The organism is Streptomyces sp. ISL-87, from assembly GCF_018614095.1.
GTDB lineage: Bacteria > Actinomycetota > Actinomycetes > Streptomycetales > Streptomycetaceae > Streptomyces.
Genome location: NZ_JAGGOY010000107.1, coordinates 1 through 16,268, shown reverse-complemented (window position 1 = coordinate 16,268; position 16,268 = coordinate 1). Strand labels below are relative to the sequence as shown.

The following is a 16,268-nucleotide window of genomic DNA, read 5'->3' as shown; positions in this document are numbered from 1 at the left end:
CCTTGGAATTGATCATCTAGAACGGCAGGTCCACGCCGACGGTGACCGCCAGCACTCCGGCCAGTAGCAGGAGGCCGACAGACAGGACAGTGAGTTGGGTAGTGAGTTCTCGCGCCCCCACGAGCTGCGCGCACCCCGACAGGCCGATGAACACAGCCCCGAGGGTGAGGCACCAGAAGAGTATTCCGGTGCCTTCGACGGCGGGCCGGACGAGAACGAGCAGGCAGACCGCGAGCGCGCATCGGACTGCCGCGGACATCACCGTGGAAATCGTCATCGCTCCCCCTGCGGTCGTGTCCACTAAGCGTCGAAGCTACCACCGACACCCAAGGCCACCAGACGGTTTCACGGCCCGAGTTGGCCGGGTGGTGAACGCGTCGGGCCGGTGACGTCGCGCCAAGCGCACCCGCCCCGTGACGCCCCCCGTGACGCCCCCTGTCCGGCACCGGTTCAAGTCCGGATCGGGTCGGTGAGTTTGTCGGGGCGGGCCGGTGAGTTGCGTTGGTGATGTCACCGGGTGCCGTGCGGTGACCGGTGAGTTTGCTGCGCTATAGGGCTCTGACCTGCGGTGGGGATGTTCCGGTGTCGTGGTGGTGAGTCACCGGTGACTCACCACCACGATCCGTTGTCGGCCCGTGACGCCGGGGGGCTTACGGCGGTGAGTCAACCGGTGAGGACGTCGCCGTTTCCTGGGGCAGACACGATCCCCTCACCCCGGGAAGGCACGACATGCCCCCTCTCACTCCCCCACCCAGCCGGGTACGACCGCCTCGACGAGTCGCGGCGCAGTCCCTGCGTTCGTCGCGGCCGGAGACGGTCCCGACGGCGGGCCGGACGGTCTCGCTCGGCCCGCGCTTCGCACGGATCGGGGTATGGACCGCACTGGCGGCCGGACCCCTCGCCCTGGCCGTCGCGCTCGCCGTGCCCCGGACCACGGTCGCCCAGGCCGCGCCGGCCCCGCGCGTCGATGGCACGGCCCGGCCGCCCGCCGACCCCGCGGGCACGGCCGCGATGTTCGTGGACCTTTGGCTGCGCGCCGATGCCGGCACCCCCGACAGCGCCATCGGCGCGGCCGTGCGGTCGCTGGCCCCTGAGGCGGAGCTCCCCAAGCGGTCCCGCGATGAAGGGGCCGCACCCGCCGCCCGGGTAGTTGCCTTGCGCACGGCGTTCGCCCCGGACGGCGGGTGGACCGTGGTGGTCGCCGCCCTCACCAACCGGGCCGAGCCGGCGTCGGGAAGCGGAAGCCCGACCGTCGCCGCCCCTGCGGCGCGGTACTTCTCTGTGTCCGGGACGGGTGGCAAGGACGGCGGCTCGCTCGCGATCGAGGGGGCGCCGGCGGAGGTCGCCGCCCCCGAACCCGCGGCGGTGCCCGCCTCCCGGTTCACGCACCCCGTCTCCTCCGGCGGGGCCCTCGCCACGTCCTTGGGCGAGTTCGTGCGCACCTATCTCGGCGGTGGGCAGGGCGCGGGTCTGGAGCGGTATCTGTCCCCCGGGGTTCGGGTGTCAGCGCCAAACGCGACGTCGTACACGCGGGTTGATGTTGAGAACGTCACCGCGGACGCCGAGCAGGCCGCCGGCGATGCGGTGCCTGGCGACGGGGCGATGGCTCGGGTTCAGGTCCGGGTGGTCGGTGAGGACCGGGCCGGGGTGCGGTGGCCGCTGGTGTACCGGCTGGAGGTCACCGCCCGAGCCGGACGGTGGGAGGTCAGCGCCCTGGAAACAGGTACCACCACGCCGTCTACCACCACCGCGTCGGTCTCGGGTGGTGCCCGATGAAGGACGCGATGTTGGCCGGCGAGCTCCAGATTTTCGGTGACTCCATCATCGGGACTCTGTCCGGTTGGAGCGACGCGGGCCTCAAAACGGCGTTGACGACGATTGTCGTGATCACCGTCGCCCGCAAGGTCTCCCTGAAGGCCGGGATCGGGGCGCTGATCGCGATGGTGATCGCGCTCGGCATCTACGACGCCCGGGACGCCCTGTCGGGGAAGGTCACCGACGAGGTGAAGAACCCGGCCAAGGGCGCCGGCGTCACGGTCGTGATCACCCCGGACAGCGCGACGAACGGCCGGGTGCTGTGAGCACCGCCGTGCGGCCGCGCATCGCGCGGGCCTACACGAGTGCACGCCGGCACCCGTGGGTGTTGGGCAAGATCGGCGACTGGACGGTCTGGTTCGGCCCTTACACGCCTGCTCAGTTGGTGGTGTTGGGGGGTGGGGCGTTCGCGCTCATCAAGGGCTACGACTGGTGGTCGTGGGCTGGTCCGGTGCCCGTGGTGCTCTGGCTGGGCTCGGTGTGGGGCGTGCGGGGTGCGCAGATCGCGGGCCAGAACCCGTTCACCGCCGTGCTCGGCGCGTTCACGCTGCTGCTGCGCCACCCCGCCGGTCGGATTGCCGGTCGCGTCGCCCGCGACAAGCGGGCCAGCCGGATGCGAGCCCGGTTCGTTATCCAACCCGCCCCCGCGGCCAGTCCCCATGCCGCCCTGGTGAAGCCGGCTTCGGTCACCGGCCGTGCGGCCGGTCCGCGTGCCGCGATGGTGAAGCCCGCCAGGGTCGCCGGTCGTGCGGCGGGCGGGTCGGGTCTCGCGCGGCTGCTGGCCGACGCTGACAAGGTCGAGGGGAGGGCAGCGTGAGGACCCCGTTCCGGCACGTCGCCGGTCATCTGCTGTGGTCCACGTCGGGCCGGGTGTGGGCGGTGTGGCGGGTGGCGCCGCTTCCGGGGGGCTACCTGCCCGCCCGCGTCCACCAGGAGCTCTTGGGCCGGATCACCTCGCTGGTGAGGTCGATGCCCGGCATGGATCCGCGCCTGTTCGTCCTGGCGGCCCGCACCGACCCCGGCGAGATCGCGGAACGCATGGTCGCCGATGTGGATTGGCGGCGGTTGCCCGAGTGGGCGGAGACGTGCGCGGCGACGGTCGATCTGTTGACCGGTCGGGAGATGCACGAGCGCACGGTGTGGCTCGCGGTTCCCGTCGGGTCGAAGGGATCGCCCGCGACCGCCTCCCTCTCCGCCCTGTACTGCGAGTTGTCGGCGAGCTTGGACATCGCGCCGGTGCCGGTTCCCGAGGCCGATGTCCGGGCCGCGTTCACGGACGCCGACCGGATCCAATCGTCGCTCGGCGGCGGTCTGGGACTGCGCCCGGCGTCGCCTGCGGAGATCGTGTGGATGCTTCAGCACGCCGTTCACCGCGGCCTGCCGCAGGAGCCTCTCCTCTCCGATGCAGAGCACAGCCCCCTGTACGGGAGCCGTGTCCACGCGGGCCGGCTGCGCTCCCCCTCGTACGCGGACCTGGGGAGCATCCGTCTCGCCGAGGGCGGGCAAGAGGCCCGCAAGGAACGCAAGACCGGTGGCAGAACGGGCCGTGACAGGCCGTGGTGGCGATCGGCCGGAACAGCCTCGCCGCTCGGGCGCCGCTGGCTCCAGGTCGAATCCGAGGCCGGCACCGGCTACCAGACACACCTGGTCCTGGCAGAGCTCCCGCCCGCAGTGTCGGTGGAGGCCGCCGACATCCTCGCCCAGTTGGAAGGACTCCCCTTCCCGGTCGATGTCGCCGTGGACCTGCGGGTGGTGCCGTCGAAGAAGGCACGCGCGCAGGTGCAGCGCAAGAAACGCGAGCTCCTCGACCAGGCCGAGCAGTACGGGGCGCAGCCGACCGGGATGCCGCATTCGTTGCCGGACGCGGCCGGGGATCTCGCCGAGCAGGACGCGCGGATGGCACGGACGTCGGTGGAGGTGGAGGTTCAGTCGGTGACCGTGCTCGCCGTGTGGGGGCCGGACGCGGCCACGTGTGACGCGCGGGCGCGGGAGCTTTCGGCGGCCCTGTCGGGGGGCGACTACCGGGTGGAGCGTCCCTACGGCATGCAAGAGGACTTGTTCGCGTTGGGGCTTGCGGGAACGGTGCGGGCCGCGCAGTTGGGGCAGTTCACCCAGCACCAGCTGTCGGAGGACTGGGCCGCGTGTGGCGCGCTGACCCTCTCCCGGGTCGGGGACCCCGCCGGGATAATGATCGGCCACGACCTGGACGCGGGCACGATCCGACCCGTCCTGCTGAACCCGGCCGACGCGCCCCAGGTCAACGCGTCCGCGTCGAGCGCGGTATGCGGGGAGCTGGGTGGCGGCAAGAGCGTTCTGGCGAAGTTGATCACCGCCGGTGTGGTGGACCGGGGTGGACGGGCCATCGTCATTGACCGGACCCCGATCCGGGAGTGGGCCAGTTTCGCGCAGGCGTCCATGGGGACGCGCTGCCAGATCATCGACGCCGCGAAGGCCAAGATCTCCATCGACCCCCTGCGGGTTTTCGGCGGTGCGGTCGGCGCCCACTACGCCCTGTCGTATCTGACGCTGCAACTGGGGGTCGGAGCGATGACGGCCGCCGGCGCCGTGCTCCACCACGCCGTCAAGGAGGTGTCCGGCGGCCCCGAGCCGTCCATGGGCAAGGTGCTGGACGTCCTCGCGACGCTCGCTCAAAACGGTGGCGCCACCCGCGCGGACGCGGCGGCGACCATGGCCGACCTGCTGCGGATCGTGCGTGGAAACCCGCTGGCCGCCATGGTGTTCGATCCGGACCTGCCGCCGGTGACACTGGACGGGGACTTGGGCGCGGACATGGTGGTGGTCACGACCGCCGGTCTGACTCTCCCGCCCAAGGAGGCGTTCGCCGACGCCGAGGTATTGCGTCAGCAGCCGTTGGAGGCGCTGATCGGGCGAGCGGTGCTGTATCTGATCGCGGCCATCGCCCGACAGGCCGCGTTCACCGACCCCGACCGGTTCTGCCTGGTGTCCCTGGACGAGGTCTACTGGCTCACCTCCTCCGCCGAGGGGGCCGCGCTAGTCCACGAGATCCTGCACGACGGCCGCAAACACGGCGCCGGCGTTTTCCTGGGTGCGCACGACGTCGAGGAACTCGGCAAGGACGCCGGGCTGATCGCCTACCGGTTCCTGACCCGCACCACCGACAGCGTCCGCGCGGCCAAGGGCCTGAAGTTCCTGGGACTCGACGGCGAGGACGAGGACCTTGTCCGGCTGGTGACCACCGGCCTGTCACCCGTCGGCCAGGTCGGCCGCGAGGGCGAAATGCTGCTGCGTGATCCGCGCATGCAGGTCGGCCGGATCAAGGTCGTCGTCCCCCAGGTCCCCCGCATCAAGGAAGCCATCTTCACCACCCCCGGCCGTGCGGCGCGGTCCTCGGCCGGCGGGAGAATCTCATGACCGGCGCGGCCAATGTGTGGCGGTGGGGGACGGCCTGTGTGCGGCGGTGGTTCGCCGGCTTCGATCGGGGAACCCTGCGCGCAATCGGGTTCGTCGCGCTGCTCACGGTGGTGTTCCTGGTGACGAACACCGCGGTCGCGGCGGCGGCCACCGACGAGGCCGCGTCCGGCGGGGGCCTGTTGGGCCCGCTGGACGTCCTCAGCAGCGAGGGTGCGCCGCTCAGCGGCTACCAGCTGGAGAGCATGTCACCGAACGCCGGGCTCACCCCCGCAGAAGCCGCGATCAAGACCGGCGGCATACCGTATGACGCGGTCGGCGAGATCCAGCGCATGCTGCTCAGCGGCCTGTTCACGCTGGTGCGGCTGCTGGTCGGAATGTCCTGCTGGCTGATCGGGTTCGTTTTCAAGTTCCCCATCACCACCCTTCTGACGGATCCCGCGCAGAAGATCGCCGACGGCTACGAACGTCATGTGGTCGCCCCGCTCGGCATCGAAGGGTTGTTCCTCGCGTGGGCGTTCATCTTCGGACTGATCCTGTTCGTCCGGGGGAAGGTCGGCACCGGCCTCGGAGAGATCACGATGACGCTTTTCATCGTGGCATTCGCCGCCAGTGCGTTCGTCCGCCCCGACTACCTGCTCGGCAAGGACGGGCCGGTAGCCCAGACCCACAAGGCCGCCATCGAAGTCGCGTCCATCACCACCACCTCCTACTTCGGAGGGGCGGGTTCGTGCGCCACCGGAGTCGCTCAGCCGAACCCGAGCTGTCTACAGGAGCGGGACCGGGCCCGGTCCGACGTCAACACGGTGACCGTCCCGATCCAGAACGCGCTCACCGACGCCCTGGTGGTCAAGCCCTACATGCTGCTGCAATACGGCCGCGTCCTCGATCCGAAGAAGGCCAGCGACAAGGCCGCGTACGCGGCACACAAGCAGTGGGTGATGGGCAACGGGCCCCAGAAGCCCGTTTCCGGCGAGGACGCAAAGAAGAAGTGCGAAGGGGCGGTCGGGCCTCTCAAGGAATCCTGCGAGAAGTCGCTCGCCGAACAGGAGCAGAAGGATCCCTGCGGGTCGCTGCACGGCGAATCCAAGAAGTACTGCGAATCCGCGGTCACCCCCTGCGACCGCTTCGACAACCCGCAGGCCAAGGAGTACTGCGAGAACGGGACCGGCCCCGGGAGAGAGGTCTCCTTCCAGCAGCTGATCACCAATCTGGAGAAAGCGGATTCGGTGGGCAAGGAGTGCGCCGAGTTCGCGAAGAAGCCGACTTGGGATCGGGTGTGGTCGGTGGTCGCCCTGCTCCTCGCGGTCATTGTCGTGACGCTGATGGTCATCTCGATGTCGGTGGTGATGCTCGGCGCCCAGGGCGCCGACGCGGCCGCGGCCGCCGGCGGACCCATCGCATGGGTGTGGTCGATGCTGCCCGGACCCTCACGCATGCTGCTGTGGCGCTGGTTCGGGGTGTTCATCATCTCCGCGATGGTCTCTTTCATGGCCGCGATGGCCCTGCCGCTGTTCGGTATCGCCGTGGACGCGGTCCTGTCCGAGGGCGGCCCGGACACGATGGTGGAACGGCTGCTACTGGTGGACGCCATCGCCGTCGCGTTCCTGATCATGCATCGCCGGGTCCTGGCCGCGACGGCCGGCTTCGGGCAACGCATGGCGAGCCGGATGCGCTACAAGAAGGTCGGCGGAAGCCACCTGAGCGGCGACAACTCCGAGATCGGCGCGGCCATCGCCATGCACGGCAGAGGCGGCGGAGGCGGGGGAGGCGGCGGAGTGGGGCTGGGGGGCTCGCTCGGCAGGCTCGCCGCGATGAGCGACGGCGCCGGCACGGCGATGTCTCCCGGCCGGCTGCTCGGCGACGCCCTGGCCGAAGGCCGGCGCGGCTTCGCACCGATCGCGATGGTCCTGCGCGGCGCGCACACCGCGCTGATCGGACCCAAACCCCGGCAACACCCGGCCGTCGCGCTCCTGGCCGCCGTGGCCGGCCAAAACGCGGTCGGTGCCGTCCCCGGCAAGGCGGGCGCGAAGGGCGAGTTGGTGGTGGACGAATGGACCGGTCACATCCTGCATGACCCCGACACCGACCGGCCGCTCCTGGGTTCCCGGATCCACGCCGGCGCCTCACGGCTGCGCGGCTACCGCATCGCCTCCCGCACCGCGCGCGTCGCGTACGGCGCGACCCTGGGACTGCCGCGCACCATCCACCGCGCGAACACCATCCGTTCCGAGTTCACCGACGACGTCCGCCAACAACTGGACGTGGCCCGCTATCACGTGCGGGAGGACGCCGCCGCATGGCAACCCGTCTTCCAGAACACCCACGAGGCCGCGCAGTCCGCCGGCCGTGCCGTGCGCGACACCGCGATCAGCGCGGCGATCTACGCCGCCCCACTGGCCGGCAGCGGCGCGGGCCCCGGCCCGCGCGCGAGCATCAGCCGCCAGGACACACCCGCCTGGACAGGCGAGAACACCCCTGCCACATCCACCGTCCGCCCCACCCGCAGGGTCGATCTCACCACCGACAGCGCACAACCCCCGACCCCACGCCCCGACCCGATCCGGCCCCGCCCCGTTCGCCCGGCGCCACGCACGGCCCCGGGCCCGTCTCACCCCCTCGCGGACCCCAACCCAACCAGTGCACAGCCGACGCCCCCACGCCCCAACCCGATCCGGCCCCGCCCCGTCTCGAACCCGACGCCCAACACCCCATCCCGGTCCCGGCAGCCCGACGACGCGGCGGCCGCCGCGAACGCCGAGCGGCTACGCCGACGGTTCGACGAACGCGTCGCCGAACGCCGTCGCCGCGAGGAGGCCGGTGACCAGTGAAACGCTGGAAGAAACTGGGATGTCTGGGTGTGCTGCTCCTGGTCGCGGCCGTGGGCTGCACCGCGACGGTGCTGATGTCAGCCGCGGCCACAAACCAGACGGGCGGATCCATCACCGGGACCGTGAGCGCGGCCGAAGCCGGGATCCCCGAACGGATGATGGCCGCCTACCTCACCGGCGCCGCGCAGGTCACCGCGCACGTGGCCGGGTGCAAGGGCATGCGCTGGCAGATCCTCGCCGGGATCGCCCGCATCGAGTCCGACCACGCGTCCGGCCACGCCGTCGGAGCGAGCGGGGACATCACCCCGAGCATCGTCGGCCCGCGACTGGACGGCTCCGGCACCGGCGGGAACACCACCGCCATCCCCGACACCGACGGCGGACTGTGGGACAACGATTCCGAGTACGAGCGGGCCGTGGGCCCCTTCCAGTTCCTGCCCGAAACGTTCCGTGCGTACGGGAAGGACGGCAACGCGGACGGGACGATCAACCCGCACAACGCGGACGACGCCGCCGCGTCGGCGGCCGTCTACCTCTGCGGCAAAGGCCGCGACCTGAGCAACCGCGACGAGCTCCGCGCCGCCATCCACACCTACAACCTGTCATGGGCGTACGTGGACGACGTGATGTCGGGCATCGACCGCTACGACGCCCTCGGAAGGGTTCCTGCCCTGCCCTCGGGGAACGTCGGCGCCGTCATCCAGGCCGCCCTGGCCCAACAGGGATTGCCCTACTCCTGGGGTGGAGGCGGCCCCAGCGGCCCCACCACCGGAATCTGCTGCTCCCCCGGAGGGCAGGACGGACGCACCGTGACCGGCTTCGACTGCTCAGGACTGACCCAGTACGCGTACTCCAAGGCCGGGATCAGCCTGCCGCGCACGGCCGCCGGTCAGGCCGAGGTGGGCCGACGGATCCCGGCGTCGGCCGGCTACAACGCCCTGCAACCCGGCGACCTGATCTTTTTCGGCTACAGCCCCACCTCCAATTCGACCATCCACCACGTGGGCATCTACCTCGGAGAGGGAAAGATGATCAACGCGCCCCGGCCCGGGAAGCCGGTCCTGATCGACCCCGTCACCGCGATGCCCGACTATGCGGGAGGGGCGAGGCTGCTGTGAGCGCCTCCCGTTGGACGGGCGGCCGGCTCGTCCAAGCCGCCGCCGTCCTCACCGCCGCCGGAACCCTGCTCCTGTATGTGGGGTTGCAGGATCCGGACCGTCCCGCAGGCTCCGCCGGTCCGCGGGCCGGGGCGGCCCGGCCGTGGAACCCGGACCCCGCCACGACCTCCCCCGAGCCGCCCGCATCCCCACCGGAAAGCCACCGCACGGAATCGACACCGGCGGCCGCCGGGCCGGATGTCCCGGCCCGGACGACACCAGGCACCACCCCCCAGTCGTCGCAGCCGTCCGGGCCGGTGGAGCTACCGCCGCCCGGTTCGGGACCGGCCGCCGACCCGCTCATCCAGCAGGCCCTGGACCGGGCGAGCGCCCCAGACCTGCCTGCCGGCGATGAACAACGGCTGCTCGCGCTGGGCCGTACAGCGTGGCTCGGCGAGACGGCCGGCTACACGCAGGTACGGATCCAGGCCGCTACCGCCCGCCGCGACACCACCCCGACCCCGACCGGCACCCCCGAGCAGCAGACGCCGGCATCGGTGCGGGCCGTGGTGCGGCTGGTGTGGGCCGGAGCCGACCGGGCCGGGACCTTCCTCGACGGACGCACCGCGACGGTCCACTACACCCAGAACGGAGAATCATGGAACCGCACCTGATGGCGTCGGGAATGCTCACCATGGGCGCCGCATTCATCGACGCCCTCGCAGCGTTCGCCCGTTGGACGCTCGCGAACTCCTGGTGGCTGGCCCTGATCGCGGCAGGCGTGCTGCTCGGATGGAATGCCCTGCAACAGCGCCTAGCCGCCGAAGCCCTCTCGCAGCGCACCTACATCGAGCTGACACCCACCCCCCAGTTCGACCCGAGCCCGGAACAGATCTGGCGACAGGGCATGCAGTTGGTTCGGGCCGCCGGCTCAGGCCCGTGGTGGACCCCGCGCCGGGCCCGCACGCTGCGGCTTCGACTGCGCGCCGACGGCACCCGACCCCTGACCTACCGGATCGAGGCCCCCGCGACCGCGCACATGCTGCTGGCCCAGACCCCCTACGGTGCCCGCGTCCACGCCAAGCCCGCCGCCCCGATCGCCGACAAGCGGCGTGACCATATGGTCCGCGCGGTACTGACCCTGCACGGTGAGCCCGGATCCCGGCTGCGCGACGTCCCCTTGGACCCCGATCCGCTGCAACCGCTCCTCGATGCCGTCGCCGACCTGGACGCCGATCTCGGCGACATGGCCGAGGTATGCGTGGACCTCTCCCCCGCCTCCCGTTGGCACCTGGTCACACGCCGATGGCAGACCATGCAGCGAGCCCGCGAGAAAGCCCGCCGCGAAGCACAACGCGAGGCACGGTGGCTCACCCAGGACTCCACCGACAGTCTCCCCATCGCGATGGGCAAGCTGCTGGATCCGGCCGAATGGCGAGGTAACCCCCGCGGCCAGATGGTGATGTCACCCCAGCCCCGCCGTTTGGACCGCGACGAGGTACTGGGCAAGCTCGCCCACACTCCCGGGCTGGTCCGCGTCCAGATCCTGGTGCGCTGCGCATCCAACGCGGACGGACACGCGGAGCAGCGGCTCAGCCGGATCAATGCGGCCATGGACGTCTACGCGGGCGCCTCTCGTCTGTCCTCGCTCGGCTGGTCACTGGGGCCGGTGCGTATCGGGCCGGACCGGTGGCCGTGGAAGGACCGATTCGACAAGCGCTGGACCACGGCCTTGATGAGACCGGCCCGGGGCGGGTGGGCTCACATCGAGGAGTTGGCAGGGTTCCTCAAGCCGCCGACGGTCACCGCGCGGGTGCCGCTCATGGAAAGCGACATGCCGACCTACGAGGTCGGCAAGGACTTGGTGCCGCAGGGCTGGTACCGGGGATCGGACGGCCGCGAACGGCTGCTGGCGACCCGTGAGGACGACACCCTTTTCGAGATCCAGTCGGGCAAGTCCGGGTGGGGCAAGACGATGCGCGCCCAGGTACAGGCCGTCGCGAGCGCCCACAACAGCAGGGGCCTCGCCTTTGTGGACCCGCACGGCGATTCGTTCGCGGACGTCGCCCGCTACCTCGCGCACGACGCGATCATGGACAAGGTCGCATTGTTCGACCTGACGGTGCGCGAGCCCGGCGACATGCTCGGCTGCTGGAATCTCCTCGACATGACCAGCAGGCAGCCGCCCCACGAGGTGAGCGCCGCGGTCATCGAGGCATTCGCCAGTGCCCTGGGGTGGGGCGACCTGAGCGCGCCACGCGCGCTCACCATCTTGACCAAGGCCGTCGAGGCACTGGTGAGTGTCAACGCGGCCGCCGTCGCGGCCGCCGCCTCCAAGCAGCAGGCCACCATTTTCCAGGTCCAGACACTGCTGACTGATCCGACGTTTCGCCATCTGGCCCTGTCCACCCTGGAGCCACAGGCCCGGCACTGGTGGTCGCGCAGCTTCCCCGACATCCCCAAAGACGCGCTGCTCACCGTCTTGAACCCGCTGGAGCGTCTCGGCGCGTCCCCTGTCACCCGCGCGTTCCTGGGATGTCCCCTCAGCGGCTACGACATTCGCCGCGCCATGGACGACGGGCACGTGTTGTGGATCTGCCCGCCGGGAACCGGGCCCACCGACCGTCTCCTGGTCTCCCTGGTCGTCCACGACTTCCTGCGTGCCGGCCTGTCCCGCCGCGACCTCCCCGAGCAGCAACGGCGTTCCTTCCGGTTCTACCTGGACGAACTGATCTCACTGGCCCAAGACTCTTCCACCGTCCTGGCGGAGATCACCGAGCAACTACGCAAATTCGGTTGCCGCCTGCATGGCATGACCCAGGTGTTGCACCGTCTCAGCCCCACCACCCGTGCCGCCTTGATGCAGAACGCCTCCTGTCTGTCCACCACGGCCGGATCCATCGATGCCATCACGGAGATCACCGATCAGTGGCCTGACACCGTCACGCCTCACGACGTCGCCGGCCTTGACCGGTGGTGGCATTACGCGTCCTTCACCGTCGCGGGCAAACGCGTCGGCCCGCTGCTGATCCGCGGTCCCGAACTCGCAGAGGTATTCGGCGACCTCGCCCAGCCCGGCAAAGTCGCCGCTCTGCGTCAGGCCGCGCACGACAACGCGGGCGCCCTCCCCCTGTCGAAGCGCACCGCGATCGCACTCGCCCAAGAACAGCGGGTCCGTGACTTTCTCACCACCCGCGCCACACCCACCACCGATGACGATGACGACGCAGGAGACCAGTACGCATGACCACCCAGACCATGCTCCAGCCGGCCGCCGAGGACACCCACGCCCACCGGGCCCTCGCACTGATCGCGCAGCACCGTCTGCTGACCACCACCCAGCTCCACCAGATGCTCACCCCGCACACCCCGCCCCGCAAGATCCACCGCGTGCTCGCGCCGCTACGCGAGGACGGGTTGATCGCCCACACCGTGCTGGGAGGCCGCCGCCGGCTCCAGGCCCATTTCCTCACCAGCGCCGGAGCCCAAGCCGTCCACGACTGGCCCGAACTCCGCGGCCGCTCAGCGACCGTCATTCAAAACGCGGCCGCGGCATCACTGCGCGCCGCCCACACCCTCACCGGCGTCCGCGCCCACCTCGCCTTCCTCACCGACGCCCGCGCCCGCGGTGACGAGTACGAACCCCTGGACTGGGTACCCGAAGTCACCCACCGCCTCCCCGACACCGGCGGCGAGGACCGGCTCATCGCCGACGCGGTCCTCCACTACACCGCCGTCCGGCCCCGCCGGCTGCAATACCGGGCGTTCGTCGAGATCGACCGCACCACCATGAGCAGCGAACGCCTCGCCCGCAAACTCATCTCCTACGCCCGCTTCCACGACTACACCCCCCAACCCATCGGCCGACGCGGCACCATCGCCGACCAGGCCGCCATGCTCGCCTGGCAGCGCTCCTACCCCCGCTTCCCGAGGATCTTGTTCATCCTCACCGGCGCGCCCCGCCCAACCCTCACCAACCGGATCACCGACCTGCGGCGCATGACCGCCGACCACGACCTCGTCACCCGCCTCGGCGCCCACGTCCCCCTCGGCGCGACCATCCTCGAAGACCTCGAAACCGAAGGACCCCAGGCGAAAGTGTGGACACCGCTGGCCGGGAGCGACGAGCCGCGCGGCTGGACCCAGCTGTGAACCGGGATCCCCGGCCGCCCGCCGGCCTGAGCGCCACCGAACGGGCCGACCACCGCCACGCGCAAGACGAGCACGACGCGCCGATGCACCAGATGTCGGCGTACTCGTGAAAGTGCACAGTACGGTCCACGCACGCAAACGTGCACCACACGTGCTCCTCAATGCCGGGCAGGCCCGATAACCAGCCGCCTCCGGGATAGGGAGCCGAGTCAAAGGTGGGGCGCATCCCTATTACGCCGCAACGTCGCAGGCGTTGCGAGGGCGAGGTGGTTCTGTTCGCGGTGATCAGCAAGTAGGTCGTCGTCGGACGAAGCCCCATTCGCCAGCTGGGTGAGCAGGTCTTTGTGTTCTAGGCCCAGTCTCTGGCGTTCTCGGCCGTCCCAGGCACGCTGGGCTGCTCAGATTGTGGTGCCGCGTGGTCGGCGCGTTCCACCGGCTACGTCATCGACGCGACACTCCCAGCCGAGGTAGGAGTCGAAGGTAGTTGATCGTTCCGTGGCACGATGCTTGGTGTTGAAGGCGATCCGGGAGTGTCCATGGATAGAGCCGTGGTGGAGTTGGCGGCGGCGATCGAGGCCCTCCGGGCCGAGCTGACTACCGCTGTAGAGCAGGGCCGGAGCCGGCAAATGCAGTTCCGGCTGGAACCGATCGAGCTGACCGTGCAGGCCGCCGTGACCAAGGAGGCCAACGGCAAGATCGGATGGTCCGTTCTGGGCCTGGGAGGCAAGTGGGAAGCCGCGGTCACCCAAACCCTCACACTTCGCCTGTCCCCCGTGTGGCAGTCCAAGGACGGCACGCTGACGACCGATTTCACGATCTCCTCGGCCACCGCCAGCGGCGACACCGTCGGTCCTCACTCCTAGCCCCAGCACAGGGCGGCCCAGTGGCCACGTGCAGGTCGACGAGCAAGGCGGAGGTGTAGAGCCGGTGCCTTCCACCGATACCGGAATTCCGCTGGCCCGGGTCGTGGCAGTGATCGCCACCCTGCCCGATGGGCGGGAGCAGCTCGGTTCCGGCTTTCTCGTGGGAGACCGACGGGTGCTGACCGCGGAACACTGCACACGCGATAAGAAAACGGGCACGGCGACGCGCGGGTTGCGGGTCGTCCGGGCCAGCGACGGAGCCGCCGCCACGGTGGATGCCCTTGTGGCAGTACCGGGACTGGATGTGGCCGTGCTGTGCCTCACCGACGCGCTGGGGGAAGCCGATCTTCCCGCCCCGGTCTTCGCCCGGGTCGACCGCACCCGCAGCGGAGTGCTGCGTGACTGCACCGCGATCGGATTCCCGCTGTTCCAGCGGGATCCCGCCCACGCGGCCCGGCACACCGCCGAGCTTCACGGCATCATCTACCAGACCAATGAGGCCGAAACCGGACGGCTTCTGATGCACGAGCCGGTGCTGACCTCCGTTGAGCCGCCCGCCTCGGGTGACGTCGGTGAGGAGGAGGCGACGGACCCGGTGTGGGGCGGCCTGTCCGGGGCACTGGTTTTCCACGCCGACCGGGCGATCGGGGTGATCGTCGAGCACCATCCGCGGCAGGGGGCGTCTGCGGTGCAGCTGGTCGCCTTCGACACACTCTGCAAGCACGCCGAAACCGATCAGGACACGCGACAAGTTGCCGCCACCCTCCAGCTGCCCCCTGTCGAGCAGCTGGCGGTGGCGTCCGCGGAGCCGGTGAAGCCGCTCCCAGGGCTCGTTGACGTCATCGACGACACCAGTGGTGACCTGCCCAGAGTCCGTGATCTGGACCCCTACCGACTCGGGACGATCTCCTCCGACTACGGCACCCGCGACACCTACGGCGTGCACGACCGATACGTGCCCCGCACCGGGCAAGAGGTCGACTCCCGCCTGCATGACGCCCTGGAGCCCGGCCGGTTCGTGCTCCTGGTCGGTCCTGCCAAGGCCGGCAAGACCCGCACCGTCTTCGAGGCGATCCACGCCGCCTGGCAGGACGCCCGCCTTGCCGCGCCCACCCCCCAACGGCTGGCCAACCTGGCAGACCACCCCCGGCTGCACGGCAGCAGCGACCCGCTGGTGGTCTGGCTCGATGACCTCGACCGGTTCCTCACCACCACCCAACCGCTGACCCCCGCCATGCTGACCGCGCTCCTCGCCCGGCCCGGCGAAACCCTGGTGGTGGCCACCCTCCGGCAGGAGGCCCGCCTTCGGCTTCGCGAAGCCACTGGCGAGCTCACCCGCGACACCCACAACCTGCTCAGTGCCGCTGTCACCATCGAGCTGCGCAGCACCGCCGAGGACCCCGAGGAGCAGGCTGCGGCCCAGGCCGCCTACCCCAAACAGCCCTTGGACGGCGCTGGATTGGCCGAGCGGCTCGGCTACGCCCCCGAACTACTGATGATCTATCACGACAGCGAGATGGCGAACCCTGTGCTGCACACGGTGGTCCGCACCGCCATCGACTGGGCCCGCACCGGCCTGACCCGGCCCATCCCTGAGACGGACCTGCTCGAGATCGCCAGCAGCGTGCTGGCGAAGGAAAACCCAGCACACCAGGTCACCCACAAGAAGATCACCGCCGCGATCAAGAAGGCACGCAAACCACTGGGTTCGGGCACAGGCGCCGACGCCGCCCTGCTGCTCACCGTGTCCCTGTCCGAATCGACCGGCGGACCTCAGATGCTCGGCTACCGCGCCTACGATTACCTCGTCGCCGCCGACGACGGCCAGACCGGCCCTCCCCGTCCCGTACGTGATCGGTCCTGGCAGGAAGCCCTCGCTCGGGCCGACAGTGATGAAGCGTTCGGCGTCGCCGTGGCCGCTTATCAACGAGGCAACCGTCCCGTCAGCATCAGCGGGTTCGAGCGAACCGCCCAAACCGGAGTCACCAGCGCCATGTTCAATCTCGGGGTGCTGCTGGCGGGCCAGGATCCGCCGGACCTGGACGGCGCCCGCCACTGGTGGGAGAAGGCCGCCCAGACCGGCGACACCGACGCCATGCGCAATCTCGGGGTGCTGCTGG

12 protein-coding genes are annotated in these 16,268 nt (G+C 70.3%); 11 read left to right on the top strand and 1 reads right to left on the bottom strand.

The features are described from left to right. Positions 1–16: 16 nt before the first annotated feature. A complete protein-coding gene (locus tag J7I97_RS32090) occupies positions 17–277 on the bottom strand; it encodes a hypothetical protein (protein ID WP_214942129.1) in 261 nt (86 codons plus the stop codon). Positions 278–729: 452 nt separating this feature from the next. Here J7I97_RS32090 and J7I97_RS32085 point away from each other — a divergent pair, with 452 nt between their 5' ends. The 11 genes from J7I97_RS32085 to J7I97_RS32035 form a co-directional block, all read left to right on the top strand. Then, positions 730–1,776, top strand: coding sequence for a conjugal transfer protein (locus J7I97_RS32085; protein ID WP_214942127.1), 1,047 nt, complete (start codon positions 730–732; stop codon positions 1,774–1,776). Beyond that, positions 1,773–2,081 carry a hypothetical protein gene (locus J7I97_RS32080; protein WP_214942125.1) on the top strand — a complete coding sequence of 103 codons (309 nt, stop codon included), beginning with the start codon at positions 1,773–1,775 and terminating at the stop codon, positions 2,079–2,081. The genes J7I97_RS32085 and J7I97_RS32080 overlap by 4 nt, the downstream gene beginning before the upstream one ends. Then, positions 2,078–2,632, top strand: coding sequence for a hypothetical protein (locus J7I97_RS32075; protein ID WP_214942122.1), 555 nt, complete (start codon positions 2,078–2,080; stop codon positions 2,630–2,632). Before J7I97_RS32080 ends, J7I97_RS32075 begins: the two co-directional genes overlap by 4 nt. After that, a complete protein-coding gene (locus tag J7I97_RS32070) occupies positions 2,629–5,208 on the top strand; it encodes an ATP-binding protein (protein ID WP_214942119.1) in 2,580 nt (859 codons plus the stop codon). Before J7I97_RS32075 ends, J7I97_RS32070 begins: the two co-directional genes overlap by 4 nt. Then, on the top strand, positions 5,205–8,036 hold the full coding sequence (locus J7I97_RS32065; protein WP_214942117.1) for a hypothetical protein: 2,832 nt from the start codon (positions 5,205–5,207) through the stop codon (positions 8,034–8,036). The genes J7I97_RS32070 and J7I97_RS32065 overlap by 4 nt, the downstream gene beginning before the upstream one ends. Then, entirely contained in the window at positions 8,033–9,154 is a 1,122-nt protein-coding gene (locus J7I97_RS32060) for a C40 family peptidase (protein ID WP_308378378.1), read from the top strand. The genes J7I97_RS32065 and J7I97_RS32060 overlap by 4 nt, the downstream gene beginning before the upstream one ends. Further along, the gene (locus tag J7I97_RS39185; RefSeq protein WP_251059369.1) at positions 9,151–9,807 is read left to right on the top strand and encodes a hypothetical protein; all 657 of its coding nucleotides are present in this window, start codon (positions 9,151–9,153) and stop codon (positions 9,805–9,807) included. Before J7I97_RS32060 ends, J7I97_RS39185 begins: the two co-directional genes overlap by 4 nt. After that, entirely contained in the window at positions 9,792–12,380 is a 2,589-nt protein-coding gene (locus J7I97_RS32050) for an ATP/GTP-binding protein (protein ID WP_251059368.1), read from the top strand. The genes J7I97_RS39185 and J7I97_RS32050 overlap by 16 nt, the downstream gene beginning before the upstream one ends. Next, positions 12,377–13,285 carry a replication-relaxation family protein gene (locus J7I97_RS32045; RefSeq protein ID WP_214942115.1) on the top strand — a complete coding sequence of 303 codons (909 nt, stop codon included), beginning with the start codon at positions 12,377–12,379 and terminating at the stop codon, positions 13,283–13,285. Before J7I97_RS32050 ends, J7I97_RS32045 begins: the two co-directional genes overlap by 4 nt. Positions 13,286–13,833: 548 nt before the next feature. Next, positions 13,834–14,148, top strand: coding sequence for a trypco2 family protein (locus tag J7I97_RS32040; RefSeq protein WP_214942113.1), 315 nt, complete (start codon positions 13,834–13,836; stop codon positions 14,146–14,148). A gap of 64 nt (positions 14,149–14,212) precedes the next feature. Next, a partial coding sequence (locus J7I97_RS32035; RefSeq protein WP_214942111.1) for a trypsin-like peptidase domain-containing protein occupies positions 14,213–16,268 on the top strand: 2,056 nt, incomplete at its 3' end.

Excerpts from the sequence above, each read along its gene's own strand:
- J7I97_RS32090 (WP_214942129.1), bottom strand. The coding sequence starts at position 277 with ATGACGATTTCCACGGTGATGTCCGCGGCAGTCCGATGCGCGCTCGCG.
- J7I97_RS32085 (WP_214942127.1), top strand. The coding sequence starts at position 730 with ATGCCCCCTCTCACTCCCCCACCCAGCCGGGTACGACCGCCTCGACGA.
- J7I97_RS32080 (WP_214942125.1), top strand. The coding sequence starts at position 1,773 with ATGAAGGACGCGATGTTGGCCGGCGAGCTCCAGATTTTCGGTGACTCC.
- J7I97_RS32065 (WP_214942117.1), top strand. The coding sequence starts at position 5,205 with ATGACCGGCGCGGCCAATGTGTGGCGGTGGGGGACGGCCTGTGTGCGG.
- J7I97_RS32050 (WP_251059368.1), top strand. The coding sequence starts at position 9,792 with ATGGAACCGCACCTGATGGCGTCGGGAATGCTCACCATGGGCGCCGCA.
- J7I97_RS32045 (WP_214942115.1), top strand. The coding sequence starts at position 12,377 with ATGACCACCCAGACCATGCTCCAGCCGGCCGCCGAGGACACCCACGCC.